Origin of the sequence: Vibrio sp. 3-2(1), from assembly GCF_963887575.1 — a bacterium.
GTDB classification, from domain to species: Bacteria; Pseudomonadota; Gammaproteobacteria; order Enterobacterales; family Vibrionaceae; genus Vibrio; species Vibrio anguillarum.
The window spans coordinates 471,695-491,676 of record NZ_CAWPGB010000022.1; the positions used below are offsets into that span (position 1 = coordinate 471,695).

Consider the following 19,982-nt stretch of genomic DNA (forward strand, 5'->3'; position numbering starts at 1 on the left):
GTTGTTTCTTATGCTTAATACTAAACGATCTCTTACTGACGGCAATGCGTTAAATGCAAATAAACAGTATAACCGTATGTTTATTGATCTTTTGCACTCTTACATTGGGGTTGGACTCTTGAAAAGCATCCGTTACACTATTTGCAGTAGCAAATTTATTGAGAAAAATGATGGCAAGAACGGCAGCGGCTCTTCACATTTTAGTGAAGCATAAAGAACAAGCTGAAGATATTATCGCTCAGTTAAAAAAAGGAGCGAAATTTCAAACATTAGCCAGAAAATATTCTACCTGTCCTTCTGGTAAAAAAGGGGGCGATCTGGGTGAGTTTCGTCAGGGGCAGATGGTACCTCAATTTGATAAAATCTGTTTCACTGGTGAGGTACTGACACCCCATTTGGTGAAAACCAAGTTTGGTTGGCATGTTGTAAAAGTTCTATATCGGACCTAGCCTCAATAGGGTGATTTTCTCATCGATGTTGATTTTTAAAGTAATAGTCAATGAGCAGTGAGTGCCACGCTTTTTCTTAACACCAGAAGTGCGTGGTGCTTTTCATTCGTTAGGAATGACACTCGATTCTTTATCTTTTTTATTCCATTACCTTTTATAGAATGGCCTACTACACCCAAACTACTTCAAGTAGTAAGGTATATAAATAAAACAGTCATTTGTTCTCATAAATAAGAATGCACAATAACTTCATGAATTAAATGGATTTATTCATTAGGTTTTTTATTAAAATGAGAGCGGGTTATTTTGAGATATTGACTTATAGTCGCTTAACGTTAGTTTTATCAAGTGAGCGGTATGATCTAGGAGTTTAAAATGAGTGAAGAAAAAAAAATTAACGTTCGATTGCTTTCTGATGTTTGTATGCAGTCTCGCTTACTTAAAGATTCGCTAGAGTCAAAGTTGCCGATTAGTATTGATATCTCTCCGCTTTGCGATACGTGGATGAATGATAACAGTCTATCATCCTATAAAATTCAATTGGTTATCATCGACTATTCTCGCGTTGATGAAAATAATTTTGCTGATTACTCAGCATTTAAACGCTTATCCTGCCCTGATGCAAAAGAAGTGCTTATTAATTGCCCGCTAGATATTGAACCTAAAATGCTCTTTAAATGGCAGAATCTTGTGGGTGTATTTTATACCAATGATCAGCTTGAATCTTTAGTTAAGGGCATGGAAAAAGTGCTTGATGATGAAATGTGGTTTAATCGAAAATTGGCTCAGGAATATATACAGCATTATCGTGCAGGTAATTCATCTATTACCTCTCAAGCTTATGCTAAATTAACGAAAAGAGAGCAGCAAATAATTAAGCTACTTGGCTGTGGTGCATCTAATATGCAAATTGCAGATGAGTTGTTTGTAAGTGAAAATACAGTAAAAACACATTTACATAATGTATTTAAAAAGATAAATGCTAAAAATAGACTTCAGGCATTATTATGGGCAAAAGATAATATTGGTATTGAAGAGTTTAATTAAATTTTATTTATTTTTAAATAAGACAGCCCCTATCAAAGGGGCTGTCTTATTTTCTTAACTGAATTTCTTTTTATTCGGCTTCGATGCCTTTTTCTTTGTAAAGGCGGCGGCATGCACGTCCATCGCTGTGGAAGAGATGGCAGCGATGCCCTGGAATACCAATTGTCAATGTATCACCTGTTTCAACGCCCAAAGTATCAGGCTGGCGGTAAATTACATCAGAATCAGAGCCTTTCAAGTTCATGTAGACTTGTGTTTCATTGCCGAGTTTCTCAACCATCATCACCTTGCCTTCAATTTTCGCGTCACCATCTTCAGCGCTCAGCAAGTGCTCTGGACGCACACCTAATGACATACGCTCGCCGCGAGTGATCGTGGTTCCATCGACCAAAATCCAAAATGAGGTTCCATTAGAGAGTTGAACTTTCACACGTTCGGCTTCGACATCTTCGATGAATACGCTCATGAAGTTCATTTTAGGAGAACCGATGAAGCCTGCGACGAAACGATTTTCTGGGTAATGATACAACTCAAGTGGTTTACCTACTTGTGATACGAAACCAGCATCCAAGACCACGATTTTGTCAGCCATTGTCATTGCTTCGACTTGGTCATGGGTAACGTAAATCATAGTGCAGCCCAATTTGCGTTGCAGTTTGGTTATCTCTGAACGCATCTGTACGCGCAGCGCTGCATCTAGGTTAGACAGCGGCTCATCAAGCAAAAAGACATTCGGTTGTGAGACTAAAGTACGCCCAATCGCGACACGCTGACGTTGGCCACCTGAAAGAGACTTAGGTTGACGTTCAAGCAAATGGCTGAGCTGGAGAATATCGGCGGCGTGCTCAACACGTTGCTCGATCTCCTTTTTATCGGCTTTGGCCAACTTTAGGCCAAAAGACATGTTGTCGAAAAGATTAAGGTGCGGGTAGAGCGCATAGGATTGAAATACCATGCCGACGCCACGTTTAGAGGGTTCAACATCATTCATTCGCTTATCGCCAATAAACAAGTCACCCGAGGTGATATCTTCTAGGCCTGCGATGCAACGCAGTAGGGTGGATTTCCCACAACCTGACGGACCGACAAAGACGACAAATTCGCCTTCTTGAATTTCTAAGTCGACATTTTTAGAAATTAATACATCACCGTATGCTTTACATACATTTTTTAACGTGACACTCGCCATAGAGCTCGTCCTCGATCAATATTTTTTATAAATCACTGCCCATCATTATATGAGTTTTCTTGCAGGCAATGACAGCAGGAATTGGGTAAGGTGGTTAATAATGTAAGAAAAAGGGTGATGTCTTCAAATTAAGGGAGTTTGAAGAAAGCATCACCCATCCATGCCAATGATTTAGTTCACTTCCCCTGCACATTGAGCGTCTCCCCCGTTATAAAATCAATTACCACGAACGCTCATTTATGACAGCAAACCAATCTAGCGATGTAAGCCAGTAAACGATGAGTTACTGGAAAAGGCTCTTACTATCCACTCTGGGATGACTGTATTTTGTGTGATGTGTGTGTTTGATACATCCTCCTAATTGAGTTTTTTATAGGGGGGAGTAGCGATGGATGCGATGGAGGAGGGGTTTAAGGGCTGAGTTAGATCCAGTTCAAATAATTAATGGCTGTTAAGTGGAAGCATGTCACAAAAAGGTATTTTTTTGTGATTGAGCTCTCTAACCTTGAGCGATGATGATCACGAAAATAGTCCATAATATCGAGGGCGTAGGGCGTAGGAGGATGAGTCAAGTTAGGTTTTCTCTGATTATATATGACGAAATACGGCGAAACCTGTTGGTGAGCCCTACAACACAAAAATAAAAAGGATATGAACATGAAAAACGCCCTAAGCACAGTCGCGCTAAGTACTCTAGTTGCTCTTGGTTCGTTTGGTGCACATGCTGCTATTGAAGAAGGACAACTCACCATTTGGATTAATGGTGATAAAGGCTATAACGGTTTGGCTGAAGTGGGTAAGAAATTTGAGGCGGACACGGGTATCAAAGTGACCGTGGCCCACCCTGACGCACTTCAAGATAAATTCCCACAAACCGCAGCAACGGGTGATGGACCTGATATTGTGTTCTGGGCTCATGACCGTTTTGGTGGTTATGCAGAAGCTGGCTTGCTGGCTGAAATTAAACCTTCAAAAGCGATTCAAGAGGGTATCGTGGATTTTGCCTGGGATGCGGTGAAATACAACGGTAAAATCATCGGCTACCCAGTCGCGGTAGAATCCTTGTCTCTCATCTATAACAAAGATCTTGTGCCAAACCCACCGAAAAGCTGGGAAGAAGTGGAAGCGTTGAACGCCAAACTTAAGAAAGAGGGCAAAACGGCCATCATGTGGAACTTGAAAGAACCGTATTTCACATGGCCTCTTATGGCTGCTGATGGCGGTTACGCATTCAAATACACGATTGATGGCTATGATGTGAAAGATGCGGGTATCGCGAATAAAGGCGTAAAAGACGCGATGAACTTCGTGAAAGGCTTAGTGGACAAAGGCGTGATCTCTCCGGATATGGACTACTCTGTTTCTGAAGCTGCGTTTAACCAAGGTAAAACGGCAATGACGATCAACGGTCCGTGGGCTTGGGGCAACATTGAAAAATCAGGCATTAACTACGGTGTGACGACATTACCGAAATTTAACGGGCAATCTTCCAAGCCGTTCGTGGGCGTATTGACGGCTGGTATCAGCACCGCTTCTCCAAATAAAGATCTCGCGATTGAGTTTATCGAAAACTACTTACTCACCAATGATGGTCTGCGCATGGTCAATAATGACAAACCTCTTGGTGCGGTGGCTCTTAACTCTTTCCAACGTGAGCTTGATGCAGATACACGCATCGCCGCGACAATGGATAACGCAATGAATGGCGAAATTATGCCGAACATCCCTCAGATGAATGCATTTTGGGGCAGCGCGAAAAGTGCAATTATCAATATTGTAGATGGCCGCCAAACTGTCGATGCCGCACTGGCTGATGCAGAAAAACAAATGACTAAATAATTCGGTTTTGGTCAAGCCCTTAAGGAGAGGGTAACCTCTCCTTCATTTTACGTTTATATCGCTAGCAGGTTCTTCTATGCAGTCAGTTCAAGGTACAGATGCTTTGTCAGCACCCGAAACGGCACTTCCTTCCAGTAAAAATGTGCTCATTAAATGGGCATTATTAGGTACGGTTGGTATCGTTAACGGTTACGCCACTATTCTTATGTATTCTCGCGGTGAGCTCGCCTTTGCGCTGCTTACTCTCATTCTTACCGCTCTGGCCCTTTATATTTTCGGCAGTAAACATACTTACGCACACCGCTATATTTATCCGGGTATCGCGGGAATGATCTTATTCATCCTCTTTCCTTTGGCCTACACCGTTGGTCTGGCTTTTACTAACTACAGTGCTAAAAACCAACTCTCTTTAGAACGTGCACAAACCGTGCTGTTGGATCGAACTTATCAGGGCGGGGAAAGCTATCCTTTCACTCTATACAAAACGGAAAGTGGTTATCGAATTGCAATCGAAGATGGAGAGCAGACGCTCGCTACCGACGTATTTTCCTTAAATGGCTTATCGGTGACCGATATGGACCTTCAACCTATTGAGGGTATTGAGGGCACCAAAGAGCCGATTAAAACCATTATTAATCACCGTGCTACGTTGAGCTCAATTGATCTGCATTTCCCTAGTGGTGAAGATGTACGCATGAGTGGCTTGCGCAAGTTTGCCGCCGTATCGCCGCTTTACACCATGCAAGATGATGGCGAAACGCTGGTCAATAATCAAACAGGCGAAATACTACGGCCGAATATGGATGTTGGCTTTTATCAACCAGTGGACGAAAGTGGTCAATTTATCGGTGCGACAGTATCGCCTGGTTTTGTGGTGAAAATTGGCACACATAACTTTGAGCGTGTATGGAAAGATGACGGTATTAAAGAGCCTTTCATCAATATCTTTATCTGGACGGTCGTTTTCTCAACCTTAACCGTGATTTTCACTCTTATGATAGGGTTAGTGTTGGCTAGTGTTGTGCAATGGGAAGAGCTTAAAGGCCGCGCCGTTTACCGAGTGCTATTAATCCTGCCTTATGCTGTTCCTGCCTTTATTTCTATTTTGATCTTCAAAGGCTTGTTCAACCAAAGCTTTGGTGAGATCAATATGGTGCTCAACAGTATTTTTGGCATTAGTCCTAGCTGGTTCTCAGACCCCTTTCTCGCTAAAAGTATGGTGCTGATCGTCAATACTTGGCTTGGTTTTCCTTACATGATGATTTTGTGTATGGGTCTTTTGAAAGCGATTCCAGAGGATTTATATGAAGCATCGGCGATTGATGGTGCAGGTTTTTTACACAACTTCACCCGTATCACATTGCCGCTCATGATCAAACCAATGACTCCGTTACTTATTGCGAGCTTTGCGTTTAACTTTAACAACTTTGTGATGATTCAACTTCTGACACAAGGTGGCCCGAATATGATTGGTACTTCAGAGCCAGCCGGTTACACCGATTTACTCGTAAGCTATACCTATCGTATTGCGTTTGAAGGAGCTGGTGGTCAAGACTTCGGTTTGGCTAGTGCCATCGCAACCTTGATCTTCTTACTGGTTGGTGGGTTAGCACTACTCAACTTACGTTTTACGAAGCTGTCACAGAATTAAGGAGTAATCGTTATGGCGATGGTACAAGGTCAATCTCTCAAATATCGCTTATGGGCGACTCATGTTGCTCTGTGGGCATTTTTATCGCTGATCATTTTTCCACTATTGATGGTCATTGCGATTTCATTTCGTGAAGGGAACTTTGCCACGGGCAGTTTGATCCCAGATAACCCATCTCTAGAACACTGGAAATTGGCATTAGGTTTTGCTGTCACTAATGCTGATGGCTCTGTTACACCGCCGCCATTTCCGGTTCTGACTTGGTTATGGAATTCAGTGAAAGTAGCAGGCATTACTTCAGTGCTCATTGTGGCCCTATCGACAACGTCTGCTTATGCCTTTGCGCGCATGCGTTTTAAAGGTAAAGACACCATCCTAAAAGCGATGATGATTTTTCAAATGTTCCCAGCGGTACTGGCACTGGTTGCGATGTATGCACTGTTTGACAAATTAGGTCAATACATCCCATTTCTTGGCTTAAATACGCATGGTGGTTTAATTTTCTCCTACCTAGGTGGTATCGCACTGCACGTATGGACGATCAAAGGCTATTTTGAAACGATAGATAACTCATTAGAAGAAGCGGCTGCTTTAGATGGAGCTACACCATGGCAAGCCTTTAGACTGGTGCTGCTACCACTCTCTGTGCCGATTCTTGCGGTTGTGTTTATTCTCTCGTTTATTGGGGTGGTTGGTGAAGTACCAGTGGCATCTTTGCTACTTTCTGATGTAAACTCATATACATTAGCGGTGGGTATGCAGCAGTATCTTTATCCTCAGAACTATTTGTGGGGAGATTTTGCAGCAGCAGCAGTGTTGTCTGCTTTACCTATCACTGTCGTATTTTTGCTTGCACAGCGCTGGTTAGTCGGAGGACTTACGGCCGGTGGTGTGAAAGGATAATAACGATAGGGCGACCGTGAGGTCGCCCATATTGTATTAGCTTAACGTATTTGGTTTGGCCGCCGATCAGTTAAGTAATATGCAAATCTGGCGTTACGCATAGCTGGCTGTTAGCTTTATTCCTTACTATCCAACAAACTAACAGTTTTTGTAACCAAGACCCGAGCATTGCTTGGGTTTTTTTATATCTGCATTAAAGGGTGCTATTGGTAACGCACATGCAGTATATGATGAATTGAATGTCTCAAAAGTGAAATGGTGTTTGGATGCGACTCACATCTGAAATCTTCGTGTAACGTCGTAAAGGAAAGCTAAAAAATTAGAACTCACGGCTAGAAGGGGCGCAGCCTAAGTATTGCAAAAGGACATACAAACTCTCTTGTTGCAACGCAACGCGGCGAAACAGATCGGCGAAGGTATCATCTCCGCCAAAGCAGGCACGGATATAGTGGTTAATTTCTTGGGGCTGGTAGCCTTCAACGTAAAGCGTTCGGACCCAGTGATACTCAATTGACTTTGGGTCGACTAATGTCGATTCGCTCAAGGTAATCTCTCTGAGAGTCAAAGCCTTTTCCTATCATCGATGCAAAATTTCAGAGAACTCGATTTAAGCAGATAAAGATGAAGAAAAAATGACAACTGAGCGCATCATGGGTGGTTATTTTAAGTACTTAACGTGAGCTTCCATCTCTTCCCCTATCTCTTTACGCATGTTCATTAAGCGTATCGCTGATTGGCGTAGGGCAATATCTTCTGCTGTTTGCGGCACCCATTCGGGTATAGGGGTGGGCTTGCCTTGCCCATCGACAGCCACCATGATGACAATACAATGGGTAGTCAGCTGGTTTTTTAACTCTTTTGGATCACTCGCTTGCACATCAATGGCAATATGCATTGAGCTCGTTCCCGTATAAATGACTTTTGCGCTGACTTCAACGAGGTTCCCTACGTGGATAGGAGCGACAAAGCGGATCCCTCCAGCATAAGCGGTGATGCAATATTTACCACTCCAGCCTGCAGAGCACGCATAGGCCGCTAGATCTATCCATTTCATGACAGCGCCACCGTGGACTTTACCACCAAAATTCACATCACCGGGCTCTGCTAAAAAACGCAAAGTTATTGCACGTTGGCCACTACTCATTGGGGAATCCTTGTTTTTTATTAACGGAATCATAAATAACAAAGCGTTAACCAAACTGCAATATTATTTTGAATGCAGCAGATATAAAAAATCCTCTTAGTTGCCTAAGAGGATTTTTAAAGCCGAGCGGTACGAGTTATTTACTTTATGTTGTACCTTATTGAGCCAACTGAGCGTTAGTTATTCAGTTGCGTTAATAATAGTTTAAACAGTATTTCGACGTAACTGTTCGATCGAACAGGTTCTATCTCTGATGAGATTGTTTAGCGTGATTTCTCCAATAACCTAAGGAGAAGTCACATGACTATTTCAATTTATTCACATACCTTTCAAAGTGTCCCTCAAGCTGATTATGTGTCATTGCTGAAGTTACGCTATAAAGTTTTTTCGCAACGCTTGCAGTGGGAGCTAAAAACAAATCGAGAAATGGAGACTGATGAGTACGACGTTCCAGAAGCACACTATTTGTATGCCAAAGAGGAACAGGGTCATTTAGTGGGGTGTTGGCGAATTTTGCCAACGACGTCGCGTTATATGCTTAAAGATACTTTTTCGGAATTACTCGGTGTGCAGCAAGCACCCAAAGCAAAGGAGATTTATGAGCTGAGTCGTTTTGCGGTCGATAAAGATCATTCGGCGCAATTGGGCGGCGTGAGTAATGTTACGCTGCAGATGTTTCAGTCGCTGTATCATCACGCCCAGCAATATCACATCAATGCCTATGTAACGGTCACATCGGCCAGTGTGGAAAAATTGATTAAGCGAATGGGGATCCCATGCGAAAGACTCGGTGATAAAAAAGTGCATCTTTTGGGAAGTACACGTTCTGTCGCTTTGCATATTCCAATGAATGAAGCATATCGTGCAAGTGTCAATGCATAAGCCTTATAAATAGGGATTGATATAGCCACCTAAAATAGCTTTAGTGATCGCTTGGTAGCGATTCGTCGCGCCAAGCTTTTTACAAGCATTACTGAAATGGAACTTCACGGTACGTTCTGACGTATTAATAATCGTGGCAATTTCCCATGCGCTTTTGCCTTCGGCCGCCCAAGCTAAGCATTGTACTTCACGTGCGGTGAGCACCGCTCTCGGTTTTGCGTCTTTATGGTAACGGGTGATGTTGCCAATATTATGAGCCAGTAACGGTACAATGAGCTGTGAGGTATGGATACTTTGTTGATTCAAATCGTAAGACTTGGTATCTGAGGTTGCAAAACTTATCATGCCAAATTCCCCCCTAAGTCCATGGATTGGAATGCTAAATCCCGCTTTGAGTCCATTGCAACGCGCCTCTTCGAAAATGACTCGTCCATCCTCATTGACCCGCTTAGCGTCATCCCAGCGAATGGGCAAAAAATTGGTAATGCTGTATTTGACAATTGGATCGATATGCATGAAGCCTGATTCATCATATTGCTGTCGCCAACTATTGGGGTAATTGTCCGTGACAAGCGTTTCACTGGTTTTTAACGTGGGTTGAAAAGAGAGGCCAAAGAGGAAAAATTCATGATCAATTAAGTTATTGAGCCCATTGAGTACATTTTCCAAATCATCGTGGCTAGTGATTTGTTGGTTCTCTTGGATCAGTCTCAGAATTTTGTACATAAGCCGAAAGTTCTAAATTGCGTCGTACTATATTGGCATTTATATCAAAAAAAACCGTAACAGTACGAGCAAATAATGAAATAGTTTATCTATTTGGCGGGAAAATCTAGTTCAAATGTCGGTTTGGCCTCAATCTATCTATACCACCTGAATGGTTACTTCATTTTCACGAGCGAATGCATCAATTTCTTCTGGTGGTTGAGCATTGGTAATGATCAAATCTACATCGGCAATTGTGCCTAGCTTCACCATGGCATTACGTCCGAATTTACTGTGGTCGACACCGAGATAAACACAGCGACTATTTTCGATGATCGCCCGTTTGACTCTCACTTCGTGATAATCGAAATCTAAAAGTGAGCCATCATAGTCAATGCCGCTAATCCCTAAAATACCGAAATCGAGACGAAATTGTGAAATGAAATCCAAAGTGGCTTCACCCGTCACGCCACCGTCTTTATTGCGCACTTCACCGCCCGCTAAGATGACATTGAAATCTGGTTTGGCCATTAAAATCGTCGCCACGTTAATGTTGTTGGTGACAATGCGCAGATTTTCGTGATTGAGCATTAATGCCCGAGCGATAGCTTCAGGTGTCGTACCTATGTCGATAAAGAGCGTTGCGCCATCGGGAATGTGTTTGACTAGCTCTGCAGCCACTTTCTCTTTTTCTTGCTGATAAGTTACTTGGCGAGTGTGGTAAGAGGAGTTTTCAGAACTAGACGCGATGGTGGCGCCGCCGTGATTGCGTCGTAACTTATTGGCATCTGCAAGTTCGTTGAGATCTCGGCGGATGGTTTGTGGGCTGACATTGAATCGCTCGACTAAATCATCGGTACTCACAAATCCGTGTGTTTGAACTAATTCGATAATTTCTTGATGGCGTTTAACTGCTTTCACCTTAAATATCCTTATTCATTGAAGCTTAAATAGGTCAATACCTTGAATGCTTACTTTGCGTAAGGCACTACGACTTCGTGAGTGTACGGTTTAATCGACCAAATTCAATCATTAGTGAATGGGATACGCGAGTATTTGCTCGTTTTAAGTGATAATTCACATTAAACGAACATTATAGGCTCTTTATGGAACATAGTTATGTTTCTTGGAATGTGGCACATTGATTCCGTCCAGCGAGCTTGGCTTTATAAAGTGCTTTGTCTGAGCGGCGATAAATTTCGAAAAAATCGGCATCGCTACCCGCAATTTCAGAGATACCACAACTGATACTAAAGTGTGCGCCGTTGTCAAAAAATGCGTATGCATAAAATTCTTTACGTAAACGATCTGCCACTTGAAAGGCCTCATGCGCATTGGCCTTATGCAGAACAATCAGAAACTCTTCACCACCAATTCTACCGCAGGCATCGCCATGGCGTGTGTGCTTTCTCGCTATCTCTGCTAACTGCCAAATCACATCATCTCCTCGCTGGTGGCCATAGGTATCATTTACTAACTTGAAGTTGTCGATATCAATCGCGATACAACTTATCGGATAATGATCACGCTGAGCCAACGTAAATTCATTACACGCTTCTCGCCACAACTTGCGGCGATTGTAGAGCTGCGTTAAGTCATCGGTATTGGCCAGAGTGTGTAGTTGCTCTCGCAGTTCAACAATATCGGTAATCTCAGTAGAAACACCGATAAGGCCAATCACTTCACCCGTTTGTGTACTTAGAATAGGTTTCTTTATTGCGCGGTAGACGCGTACTTTGGTATCGAATTTTGCTTGTGCACGTTCTTCACTGATGAAAGGCTGTTTGGTATCAAATACCATTTGATCGCTGTGTAAAATATCGGCGAGTAGGTCATCTTGAAAAAAATCATGATCAGTTTTGCCTCTGAGTTCTTCCAAAGTTGTGCCAAACAGTTTAAGTGTTAGCTGATTTGCATACAGATACTCACCTTGACGGTTTTTTACGAATACGTATGAACCGAGCTCGTTGAGAACAAGCTCATGCAAGGCAAACAAATTATTGCTATACACATCTTCGATGTTATCAAGAATCATTATCTGGCCACCAAATTTGCTAGGTTGCCTAACGGATCTGACGTAAAGGATCCCTCAATACATTTCATTTTTGTTTATTTTTATTCTTCTTCCATAAACATAGCTCGAATCGATGCTAGATGCTCAATTTTATGGTTGTATTGCGCCCTCGATAGCTGTTGTACGGCTTTTTGTCAGTTTTATTTGGGATAAAATAACCCCGGAAATTACCATCGTTCCACCTAAAAGATGGTAGTTTTGCACTGTTTCACCTAACAGGGTTGTGGCAAGCGAAACCGCCACCACAGGTAACAAATTCATAAACATCGCACTAGAGTCTGCACCAATTAAATCGATCGCTTTTACCCACATCCATGGAGCCAATAAGGATGCAGCGACGGAAGCGTAAGCGATTAGGGGCAGTGAGCCTTCCGTGGGTAGGAGATGTTTACTGGTCAACCATAATGGTGTCAGCATTAAGACAGCAAACAACCCTTGCATATAAATAAGCGTCCAATTGCTTAGCGGCATTTTCCACCGTTTAAGTAACACACAATAAAGTGCGTAAACGGTTGCAGCCACCACCATTAATGCATCACCATGTGTAATATCTTGATGCAAGAAGAAGCTCATATCGCCTTGACCTAGCATAAAAGCAAGCCCTGCGAGAGAGAGGACTCCTCCGACAACACTCAAAGCTGAAATGCGCTTATGGAGCAGAGGAACGCTGATGAACACACTGAGCAGTGGTACCAGCGAAGTGATCAACGACATATTTGATGCAGTAGTCGTTAGCCCTGCGTAATAGCCAAGAGACTGATTCAGTACCATGCCTAACATGGCTAAAAAAGCCAGTTTAGTTAAATGGGGTTTGATGATTACCCATTGACGGATCACGGTAGGTAAGCAAAAGGGGGTTAGCAACAGCATCGCGACAAACCAGCGATAAAAACTCATCGCACTTGGTTCAATGGTTTCTGCGGCGAGCTTGTTGATGATAGAGTTACCACCCCAAATTAGAACCGTGAATAGTGGAAGAAGATATACCATGTGAGCCTCGTCGCAAATTGTGCTTTGAAGTATAGTGTGGCAGGTCTCTATAATTATATATATCTCCAAAACGACATTGCGAGCGATAGGAAGACAAGTTTGAAAAAAGCGCCCAGAAATCTTCACCCTTCACTATCGATTGACAGTGCGCCATCGGATGTCTTTATGAATTTCGATGCGTTTTTGTCAAACACAGAAACGCGAACTCATAGCCATCCATGGGGACAAGTGCAGCTAATTTCCGGCGGGATTTTGGAAATGGAAGCGCAAGAAACGCGATTTCTCGCTCCGCCTCATCTCGCGATTTGGGTTCCTGCGGGGGTGAAACACTGCAGCTATAATCGTAAGCCAATTGAATATTGTTCGCTCAATATTGATCGGGCTCTCACCCATGGTTTTCCCAGGCACACCAGTTTGATAAAAGTGACGCCCATCGTTTCTGCCATCATTGAGGATTTTCGATCGCGTGAAATCAGTGTGGCTCAAAACGCGCAAGATAAACGTTTAGTTCAAGTATTGCTCGACCAATTGGCAACGCAAGAAACGCAGCATCATTTTTTGCCTTCCACTAATCACAAATATTTAGCCCCGATTTTAGCGGCGGTAGAAGAAAACCCGACCGATGATACGACATTGGCTTTGTGGGCTGAAAAAGTACATACCACAGAGCGAACATTAGCGCGTCATTGCCAAACGGAACTCGGGATGAGTTTTACCGAATGGCGATTAAGAGTACGCTATCTCTATTCTATGGATTTACTGCGCACAGGGCATTCAGTGAAAGAGGTAGCATTAACTCTTGGCTACAACCAAGCCAGTCCTTTTATTACCATGTTTAAAAAATACTCCGGCCAAACGCCGGAACAGTATAAAAATCGTTTGTTATAATATTGCTTAAGCGTATGTAAGCACTTTGTCGCTGATCAAACCATAAAGAAGAACCTTAGACTTGATGTGGTGACTTTTTACAACGTCTATTACTCATGAATCCATGACATAGGGTGTTTGGTGTTTTATCGTTTTAGCGGCACACGTAGTCCAAAGCGCCAACAATGGCAGCCACTTGTGCGTCATTACACTCTTGCGCTGTGACTTTTGGGCTATCTGGGTACACTTCGGTGGTGGTGCCGAAGTAGCAATTTGTGATGCCACCGCATAACCCTAACGCTTTCATGGGGTAGTTGATCACCCCTTCTTGAGTGATGGGAGAGCCGATGATCTCGCCTTTACTATCGGCTGGTGCAATGTGCGTGACTTTGCGTACCGATTCAATAATGGCTGCTTGGAATTCTGGCTGCGGATTTTCCGTATCGCCGACAGTATAAAACCCATCGGGAATCGTATCGGCTTCATATCTAATCCCATCGCGCGCTGCTAGTGCAGGGCGAAATTCGCTTTCATCACTGTCTGTAGTTTCATGCAAATCAATATGCACCAGCACGTCACCTAAGCTTGCGACCCAGCGCATTAAGCTTGCAGACTCTTCGGCTGGGCTATTGGCGTAAAATGAGCGATTAGGGTCAAGCGCTGATGGGTTCCAACGATTGATCGTTTCATAGCCCCAAGGGCTTATGCACGGGGCAACGGCAATGTTGAAATGAGATTGATACTGCTGTGCTTGAGTCGCTAAAAACTGCAACGCGCCGTGCACTCCGCTGGTTTCGTAACCGTGTACGCCACCTGTGATCAACACCGTTGGTTTGTCAGGGTTCCATGAGCGACTTTTTAAGGCAAATAATGGGTAGCGATCTTTGTCTATTGATAGTGCACCGTATTGCTCTATCTCAAAATCCGTTGCCAAAGCGTTAATTTTCGGCACGACTTCTTGCTGATATTCTCGTTTAATCGTCGTTTGCGCGAGCCACGCTTCGCGTTCTGCTGCTTGCCAAGGTGTGCCTGGCGTACCGATAGGATAAGTATAAACAGAGTACATGAGGGTTCCTTTCTGACTAGTTGCCCACAGAGTAAGAGGTGTGAGTGTCAAGAGCAATCAAAAATACCAAGCTGGATTTACCAGAGCCCGTTAACAGGGTTCATTACCTCAACCTGTTTTTGGGCAATGCAGGTTTGTTAGAGCAAGGAAATAGTCCAACTCTGGCCTGATAACTGAGGTAAATCATTGGCTAAACCGAACGGTCACATCTAAACTGCAACCAGACCAATGCAATTGAGTGAGAACACGATTGGAGAATAGTTTCCCCCTTTCTGAACTAATGATTTCGCTAACGACCGCCTTAGACATGACGGAAGGCCAACCACCGGAGCACTGCATTCGCTGTTGCTGGGTTGGTATGCATATTGGCATGCAATTAGAGCTCGATCAGGCTGAGCTGCATGATCTGTTTTTTACCTTGCTATTGAAAGATGCGGGCTGCAGTAGCAACGCCGCGCGAATTTGCGAGTTGTATGCCACTGATGATCTCGCTTTCAAACGGCGTTATAAAACCGTCGGAACCAGTCTATCGAGTGTGATTAACTTTATCGTCAAAAATACCGGTTCAGAGCAGAGCTGGGCAGAACGTATTTTAACTACCATCGACATTTTGAAAAATGGTAATGATTATGCACAAGAGCTTATTCAAACTCGTTGTACTCGTGGGGCTGATGTGGCGCGAGAGTTGCGATTTAGCGAAGTCGTCGCGCAGGGGATCCACTCACTGGATGAACATTGGAATGGTCAAGGGCGCCCTCAACAACTAAAAGGTGAAGCCATCCCCCTTTTCTCGCGGATTGCGTTATTAGCTCAAGTGTTTGACGTTTTTCAAATGGAACATGATTTGGACGAAGCAATACGCGAGGTTACAGAGCGTAGTGGTGTATGGTTTGACCCACAATTGGTTGAGATTATTGAGCAGTTGGTGGATAACCCGCACTTTGTGGCTAGCCTCAAAGCCTCTGATATCAGCCAACGAGTGATGCATTTACCACCGGCACAAGCGCATCAGCCTTTGGATGAAGCGTATTTAGACTGTATCGTCACGGCATTTGGCAAGATTGTTGATGCAAAAAGCCCCTATACCGCAGGGCACAGTGAACGAGTGGCTGTGTATACTGATTTTATCGCACGACAATTAGCCATTTCGGAAACTGATCGATCTTGGTTGAGACGCGCGGCATTACTGCACGACATTGGTAAGTTAGGGGTCAGTAATGCCATTTTAGATAAACCCGGTAAGTTAGACGATATGGAGTGGAAAGCCGTTCAGGCACATGCCGCGTTTACTGAACAAATCTTGCAGAAATTATCGCCCTTTAAGACGTTGGCACGTATGGCAGGGGCACATCATGAGAAACTCGATGGTACTGGCTATCCGCGTGGTGTAAACGGTGATGAGATCAGCGTGATGACTCGAATCATCACGACAGCCGATATTTTTGATGCTCTCAGCGCGGAACGCCCTTATCGCTCCGCGATGCCAATTGATAAAGCACTTTTGATCATGCAAGAGAATCTACATACTGCCATTGATCCTGACTGCTTCGCCGCGTTACAGAGCGCTCTGGCTCAATTGCCAGCCGAATATACTCAGTCACTGAGCTAGTGTTCTTTACTGCTTTGCTACTTGAAGCGTCAGCACTGTTGGTGGGATTCTTATCGCTGTGTTTCCCTTCATCAGCGCTTGGTGTTACATTTTGTCACGCTTTGAATAATGAAAATGAATAAGAGAGAATTTGCATGGCAGGCGCGAGCTTACTTACCCTTCTTGATGATATTGCAACCGTGCTCGATGATGTGGCGTTGATGTCAAAAATGGCCGCGAAAAAAACGGCAGGCGTATTGGGGGATGACTTGGCGCTCAATGCTCAGCAGGTGTCTGGTGTTGCCGCTGAACGAGAGATCCCAGTGGTATGGGCAGTGGCTAAAGGCTCATTTCGCAACAAATTAATTTTGGTTCCCGCCGCCTTGTTGATGAGCTCATTAGCCCCTTGGCTGATAATGCCGCTCTTGTTAGTCGGTGGACTTTTTCTCTGCTTTGAAGGGGCAGAAAAAATCTTAGAAAAAGTGTTTCATACCAGTCATCACAGCACCGCTGACGCGGATGAGCGCATGCTCACTGACGTATCGATTGATGACTATGAAAAACGTAAAGTCGCTGGGGCGATTCGGACCGATTTTATTTTATCGGCCGAGATCATCGTGATTGCGTTGGGGACAGTGCAAGGCCATAGCATGGTGACACAAATTTTGGTGGTGAGTTTGATTGCAGTGGTCATGACCATCGGCGTTTATGGTTTGGTGGCAGGCATTGTGAAATTGGACGATTTAGGTTTCTACCTAGAGCGCACTTCAGATGGCGCAGGGCTGCGTGCTCGCTTTGGTAAAGGGTTGATCAGTTTCGCGCCTAAGCTCATGAAAGCATTAACTGTAGTGGGTACCGCCGCGATGTTTTTAGTGGGCGGTGGCATTGTGGTGCACAACATCCCTTTTATTCACCACGTGCTTGAACCTGTGATTGTAGCCGTTGCTGAACTCTCTTTATTAGCAGTAGTGATGCCAACCTTGCTTAATGGTTTCGTTGGTTTACTCGCCGGGCTGGCTGTGGTTGCAGTGTGGGGGATGGTGAGTAAATTGAAATCGTCCCATTAATTTTTTTTATGGTGATGATAACCATATTGAATGGTGATTTGCCCGCAGACGAATAGACTAGCGCTTTTCGTTTTTGGCAGTTCCCATTATGCAGTGTGCGTTTTTTGATCAACAGCTGTGCCGTTCTTGTACTCATTGCGCGGTTTCTTATTCAGAGCAGGTGAAGCGCAAAGATTTGGCACTAAAAGCGCTGTTTTCAACGCAGATGCCACAGCAGTGGCTAGAACCTGTCATAAGTGAAGAGACGGGTTTTCGTAACAAAGCGAAAATGGTGGCTCTTGGCGCGGCTCATGCACCGATTTTGGGTGTTGAATCCATGGTTGATGGGCTATCAACGCCCGTGTCGTTAGTGCAATGTGCTCTCTACCCACAAGAGACACAAGCGCTATTAACTTATCTACAAGATTGGATCCGTAGCTCGGGCATTCCTCCCTATAATAAAGCCAAGAAGAAAGGCGAACTCAAATACATATTGCTCACACGCAGCGAATATTCAGGTGAGTTTATGCTGCGTTTCGTACTGAGAAGCCGCGAAGCTTTAGGCCGAGTTGAGCAAAACCTCGCGCGGCTTCAGGCGCAGTTTCCAACCATTCGCGTCGTCTCAGTTAACCTTCAACCCATCCACATGGCGCGCCTAGAAGGTGAAGAAGAGATTTTTTTAACCGAGTGTGAGTATTTGATTGAGCAGTTTAATCAGGTGCCTATGGTTATCCGCCCGAAAAGTTTTTTCCAAACCAACCCGCATGTAGCGAAGCAGTTGTACGCGGCGGCGCGTGATTGGGTGAGAGAGATAAACCCAAGTCATATGTGGGATCTGTTTTGTGGCGTGGGCGGTTTTGCCCTACATTGTGCCAGCTCAACCACGGCAGTCACAGGCATTGAAATTGAACCAGAAGCGATTGCCAGTGCTAAACGCTCTGCCAAGACGATGGGCATTACCAATTTAGACTTTGCTGCGCTGGATTCTGCCCAATTCTCACAGGCTCAATCAATCGCGCCTGAGCTGGTGCTAGTCAACCCTCCGCGTCGTGGTTTAGGAGCTGAATTAGTTGAGCGATTGGTGGCTTTATCACCCAAACACATCATTTACTCAAGCTGTAACCCGCAAACGCTGATCACTGATATGCAAGGTATGGTGGGCTACTTACCCAAAAAACTGCAATGGTTTGATATGTTTCCACATACCGATCATAGCGAAGTGATGGTGCTGTTAGAGCGTCAGCCTAAGCTGAGATAAGCGCTGTGTGGTGCAAAAATGATAATGATAAAGAGAGGGAAGCCGCGGCTTCCCTTTTTGATGCATTAATGGGCTATTTTACTGCCCACGCGACCGTTTCACCGGCGCGGATCGGCACCACAATATCTGAGCCAAATGGCATACTTTCAGCAACTGGCCACTCTTCTTTGACCAAAGTAACGGTGTCGTTATTACGGGGTAGGCCGTAAAAATCAGGGCCATTGTGACTGGCAAACGCTTCAAGGTTGCCAATTTTACCAACTTGCTCAAACACCTCTGCGTATAACTCTAAGGCTGCGTGCGCTGTGTACGATCCAGCGCAGCCGCAAGCGGCTTCTTTTTTGCCTTTGGCATGAGGCGCAGAATCAGTACCCAAGAAAAATTTCTTATTGCCCGATGTCGCTGCCTGAATCAGCGCAAGCTGGTGGGTGTTGCGCTTAAGGATTGGCAAACAGTAAAAATGAGGGCGAATACCACCAGCAAGCATGTGATTGCGGTTATACAGTAGATGATGCGCCGTGATCGTTGCCGCTACATTCTGGTTCGCATTTTGTACAAACTCGGCAGCATCGGCGGTGGTGATGTGTTCTAACACTATTTTCAGATTTGGGAAATCATTAACAATAGGAGCAAGTACTGTATCGAGGAAGGCTTTTTCTCGGTCAAAAATATCCACATCGTGAGCGGTTACTTCGCCATGAATCAGCAGCAGCATGCCAACGTCTTGCATCGCTTCCAATACAGGGTAAATATTTTGAGCGCAGGTTACGCCAGAATCTGAATTGGTGGTCGCCCCAGCCGGATAAAGTTTGGCTGCCACGACAGCGCCAGAAGCTTTGGCTTTGCTGATCTCATCAGGTGTCGTGTTATCGGTGAGATAAAGCGCCATGAGTGGCTTGAAAGAATCACGTGGTTTTTGCGCCATGATGCGCTGTTGGTACGCTAATGCTAATTCTGTGGTGGTGATCGGCGGGACCGTATTGGGCATGATCAGTGCGCGGCCGTTGTAGCGACTGATGTCTCGTACTGTATCGGCCAACACATCACCATCACGTAAGTGAACATGCCAGTCGTCTGGACGAGTAATCGTTAATGTTTTCATTGGTTGCTCCCACCGGAAAATAAATTGATTGGAGCTTAAACGGGCTTCGCTTTTAATGTGCGCGCAATCGCTTACGTTTAAGCGACAGGATGATAGAGGAAACAGGGGTGAATTTCATCCTTTTATTTTCCATAGGGTTAGCCAGCTTTGGCGATTTCCATTATCATCGCGTTATAAAAATA

At 44.3% G+C, this 19,982-nt stretch carries 19 protein-coding genes; 10 read left to right on the forward strand and 9 right to left on the reverse strand.

What is annotated here, in order from left to right; genetic code table 11:
* The first annotated feature begins 170 nt into the window (after positions 1-170).
* Both ppiC and AACQ79_RS10265 read left to right on the forward strand, forming a co-directional pair.
* Entirely contained in the window at positions 171-449 is a 279-nt protein-coding gene (gene ppiC, locus AACQ79_RS10260) for a peptidylprolyl isomerase PpiC (RefSeq protein ID WP_026027858.1), read from the forward strand.
* A gap of 375 nt (positions 450-824) precedes the next feature.
* The gene (locus AACQ79_RS10265) at positions 825-1,496 is read left to right on the forward strand and encodes a LuxR C-terminal-related transcriptional regulator (RefSeq protein WP_013868071.1); all 672 of its coding nucleotides are present in this window, start codon (positions 825-827) and stop codon (positions 1,494-1,496) included.
* A 70-nt stretch (positions 1,497-1,566) separates the two neighbouring features.
* Here the strand turns inward: AACQ79_RS10265 and malK are convergent, their stop codons facing one another.
* Positions 1,567-2,685 carry a maltose/maltodextrin ABC transporter ATP-binding protein MalK gene (gene malK, locus AACQ79_RS10270; protein WP_017045996.1) on the reverse strand — a complete coding sequence of 373 codons (1,119 nt, stop codon included), beginning with the start codon at positions 2,683-2,685 and terminating at the stop codon, positions 1,567-1,569.
* A 657-nt stretch (positions 2,686-3,342) separates the two neighbouring features.
* On the opposite strand from malK, the gene malE reads away from it, so the two are divergent.
* From malE to malG, 3 genes are all read left to right on the forward strand, one after another.
* On the forward strand, positions 3,343-4,524 hold the full coding sequence (gene malE, locus AACQ79_RS10275) for a maltose/maltodextrin ABC transporter substrate-binding protein MalE (RefSeq protein ID WP_026027705.1): 1,182 nt from the start codon (positions 3,343-3,345) through the stop codon (positions 4,522-4,524).
* A gap of 76 nt (positions 4,525-4,600) precedes the next feature.
* On the forward strand, positions 4,601-6,175 hold the full coding sequence (gene malF, locus AACQ79_RS10280) for a maltose ABC transporter permease MalF (protein WP_013868068.1): 1,575 nt from the start codon (positions 4,601-4,603) through the stop codon (positions 6,173-6,175).
* Positions 6,176-6,187: 12 nt separating this feature from the next.
* On the forward strand, positions 6,188-7,078 hold the full coding sequence (gene malG / locus AACQ79_RS10285; RefSeq protein WP_010317575.1) for a maltose ABC transporter permease MalG: 891 nt from the start codon (positions 6,188-6,190) through the stop codon (positions 7,076-7,078).
* Positions 7,079-7,397: 319 nt separating this feature from the next.
* On the opposite strand, the gene AACQ79_RS10290 is transcribed toward malG, so the two are convergent.
* Together AACQ79_RS10290 and AACQ79_RS10295 are read right to left on the reverse strand one after the other, a co-directional pair.
* Positions 7,398-7,643, reverse strand: coding sequence for a hypothetical protein (locus AACQ79_RS10290; protein WP_017047197.1), 246 nt, complete (start codon positions 7,641-7,643; stop codon positions 7,398-7,400).
* Between the two features lie 93 nt (positions 7,644-7,736).
* Positions 7,737-8,222 carry an acyl-CoA thioesterase gene (locus AACQ79_RS10295; protein ID WP_026027856.1) on the reverse strand — a complete coding sequence of 162 codons (486 nt, stop codon included), beginning with the start codon at positions 8,220-8,222 and terminating at the stop codon, positions 7,737-7,739.
* A gap of 300 nt (positions 8,223-8,522) precedes the next feature.
* Between AACQ79_RS10295 and AACQ79_RS10300 the strand changes: the two genes are divergently transcribed.
* Positions 8,523-9,104, forward strand: a complete 582-nt coding sequence (locus AACQ79_RS10300) for an acyl-homoserine-lactone synthase (protein WP_017046000.1) — start codon at positions 8,523-8,525, stop codon at positions 9,102-9,104.
* A 3-nt stretch (positions 9,105-9,107) separates the two neighbouring features.
* Here AACQ79_RS10300 and AACQ79_RS10305 read toward each other — a convergent pair whose 3' ends face one another.
* The 4 genes from AACQ79_RS10305 to AACQ79_RS10320 all read right to left on the reverse strand — a co-directional run bounded on the left by AACQ79_RS10305 (position 9,108) and on the right by AACQ79_RS10320 (position 12,873).
* A complete protein-coding gene (locus AACQ79_RS10305; RefSeq protein WP_170899046.1) occupies positions 9,108-9,830 on the reverse strand; it encodes a helix-turn-helix transcriptional regulator in 723 nt (240 codons plus the stop codon).
* A 138-nt stretch (positions 9,831-9,968) separates the two neighbouring features.
* Positions 9,969-10,730 (reverse strand): DeoR/GlpR family transcriptional regulator, encoded by a 762-nt coding sequence (locus tag AACQ79_RS10310; RefSeq protein ID WP_013868063.1) that lies wholly within the window; start codon positions 10,728-10,730, stop codon positions 9,969-9,971.
* A 196-nt stretch (positions 10,731-10,926) separates the two neighbouring features.
* Positions 10,927-11,844, reverse strand: a complete 918-nt coding sequence (locus AACQ79_RS10315; protein WP_170899047.1) for a GGDEF domain-containing protein — start codon at positions 11,842-11,844, stop codon at positions 10,927-10,929.
* 129 nt (positions 11,845-11,973) lie between these two features.
* Positions 11,974-12,873, reverse strand: coding sequence for a DMT family transporter (locus AACQ79_RS10320; RefSeq protein WP_017050312.1), 900 nt, complete (start codon positions 12,871-12,873; stop codon positions 11,974-11,976).
* A gap of 99 nt (positions 12,874-12,972) precedes the next feature.
* Between AACQ79_RS10320 and AACQ79_RS10325 the strand changes: the two genes are divergently transcribed.
* Positions 12,973-13,761 carry an AraC family transcriptional regulator gene (locus AACQ79_RS10325; protein WP_026027854.1) on the forward strand — a complete coding sequence of 263 codons (789 nt, stop codon included), beginning with the start codon at positions 12,973-12,975 and terminating at the stop codon, positions 13,759-13,761.
* A gap of 133 nt (positions 13,762-13,894) precedes the next feature.
* Here the strand turns inward: AACQ79_RS10325 and AACQ79_RS10330 are convergent, their stop codons facing one another.
* The gene (locus AACQ79_RS10330) at positions 13,895-14,806 is read right to left on the reverse strand and encodes a M14 family metallopeptidase (RefSeq protein ID WP_026029062.1); all 912 of its coding nucleotides are present in this window, start codon (positions 14,804-14,806) and stop codon (positions 13,895-13,897) included.
* A 280-nt stretch (positions 14,807-15,086) separates the two neighbouring features.
* Here AACQ79_RS10330 and AACQ79_RS10335 point away from each other — a divergent pair, with 280 nt between their 5' ends.
* From AACQ79_RS10335 to rlmC, 3 genes are all read left to right on the forward strand, one after another.
* Positions 15,087-16,415 carry an HD-GYP domain-containing protein gene (locus AACQ79_RS10335; RefSeq protein WP_170899087.1) on the forward strand — a complete coding sequence of 443 codons (1,329 nt, stop codon included), beginning with the start codon at positions 15,087-15,089 and terminating at the stop codon, positions 16,413-16,415.
* A gap of 134 nt (positions 16,416-16,549) precedes the next feature.
* Positions 16,550-17,461, forward strand: coding sequence for a DUF808 domain-containing protein (locus tag AACQ79_RS10340; protein WP_094133011.1), 912 nt, complete (start codon positions 16,550-16,552; stop codon positions 17,459-17,461).
* 88 nt (positions 17,462-17,549) lie between these two features.
* Positions 17,550-18,698, forward strand: coding sequence for a 23S rRNA (uracil(747)-C(5))-methyltransferase RlmC (rlmC, locus tag AACQ79_RS10345; protein WP_026029063.1), 1,149 nt, complete (start codon positions 17,550-17,552; stop codon positions 18,696-18,698).
* 73 nt (positions 18,699-18,771) lie between these two features.
* On the opposite strand, the gene pyrC is transcribed toward rlmC, so the two are convergent.
* Positions 18,772-19,800, reverse strand: coding sequence for a dihydroorotase (gene pyrC / locus AACQ79_RS10350; protein WP_170899048.1), 1,029 nt, complete (start codon positions 19,798-19,800; stop codon positions 18,772-18,774).
* Between the last annotated feature and the right edge of the window lie 182 nt (positions 19,801-19,982).

Bases quoted from the DNA above. Each gene is read 5' to 3' on its own strand.
- malK (WP_017045996.1), bottom strand. From the start codon at position 2,685: ATGGCGAGTGTCACGTTAAAAAATGTATGTAAAGCATACGGTGATGTA.
- pyrC (WP_170899048.1), bottom strand. From the start codon at position 19,800: ATGAAAACATTAACGATTACTCGTCCAGACGACTGGCATGTTCACTTA.
- AACQ79_RS10340 (WP_094133011.1), top strand. From the start codon at position 16,550: ATGGCAGGCGCGAGCTTACTTACCCTTCTTGATGATATTGCAACCGTG.
- AACQ79_RS10330 (WP_026029062.1), bottom strand. From the start codon at position 14,806: ATGTACTCTGTTTATACTTATCCTATCGGTACGCCAGGCACACCTTGG.
- malF (WP_013868068.1), top strand. From the start codon at position 4,601: ATGCAGTCAGTTCAAGGTACAGATGCTTTGTCAGCACCCGAAACGGCA.
- AACQ79_RS10265 (WP_013868071.1), top strand. From the start codon at position 825: ATGAGTGAAGAAAAAAAAATTAACGTTCGATTGCTTTCTGATGTTTGT.
- ppiC (WP_026027858.1), top strand. From the start codon at position 171: ATGGCAAGAACGGCAGCGGCTCTTCACATTTTAGTGAAGCATAAAGAA.
- AACQ79_RS10300 (WP_017046000.1), top strand. From the start codon at position 8,523: ATGACTATTTCAATTTATTCACATACCTTTCAAAGTGTCCCTCAAGCT.
- AACQ79_RS10315 (WP_170899047.1), bottom strand. From the start codon at position 11,844: ATGATTCTTGATAACATCGAAGATGTGTATAGCAATAATTTGTTTGCC.
- AACQ79_RS10320 (WP_017050312.1), bottom strand. From the start codon at position 12,873: ATGGTATATCTTCTTCCACTATTCACGGTTCTAATTTGGGGTGGTAAC.
- AACQ79_RS10335 (WP_170899087.1), top strand. From the start codon at position 15,087: ATGATTTCGCTAACGACCGCCTTAGACATGACGGAAGGCCAACCACCG.
- AACQ79_RS10305 (WP_170899046.1), bottom strand. From the start codon at position 9,830: ATGTACAAAATTCTGAGACTGATCCAAGAGAACCAACAAATCACTAGC.
- rlmC (WP_026029063.1), top strand. From the start codon at position 17,550: ATGCAGTGTGCGTTTTTTGATCAACAGCTGTGCCGTTCTTGTACTCAT.
- malG (WP_010317575.1), top strand. From the start codon at position 6,188: ATGGCGATGGTACAAGGTCAATCTCTCAAATATCGCTTATGGGCGACT.
- malE (WP_026027705.1), top strand. From the start codon at position 3,343: ATGAAAAACGCCCTAAGCACAGTCGCGCTAAGTACTCTAGTTGCTCTT.
- AACQ79_RS10295 (WP_026027856.1), bottom strand. From the start codon at position 8,222: ATGAGTAGTGGCCAACGTGCAATAACTTTGCGTTTTTTAGCAGAGCCC.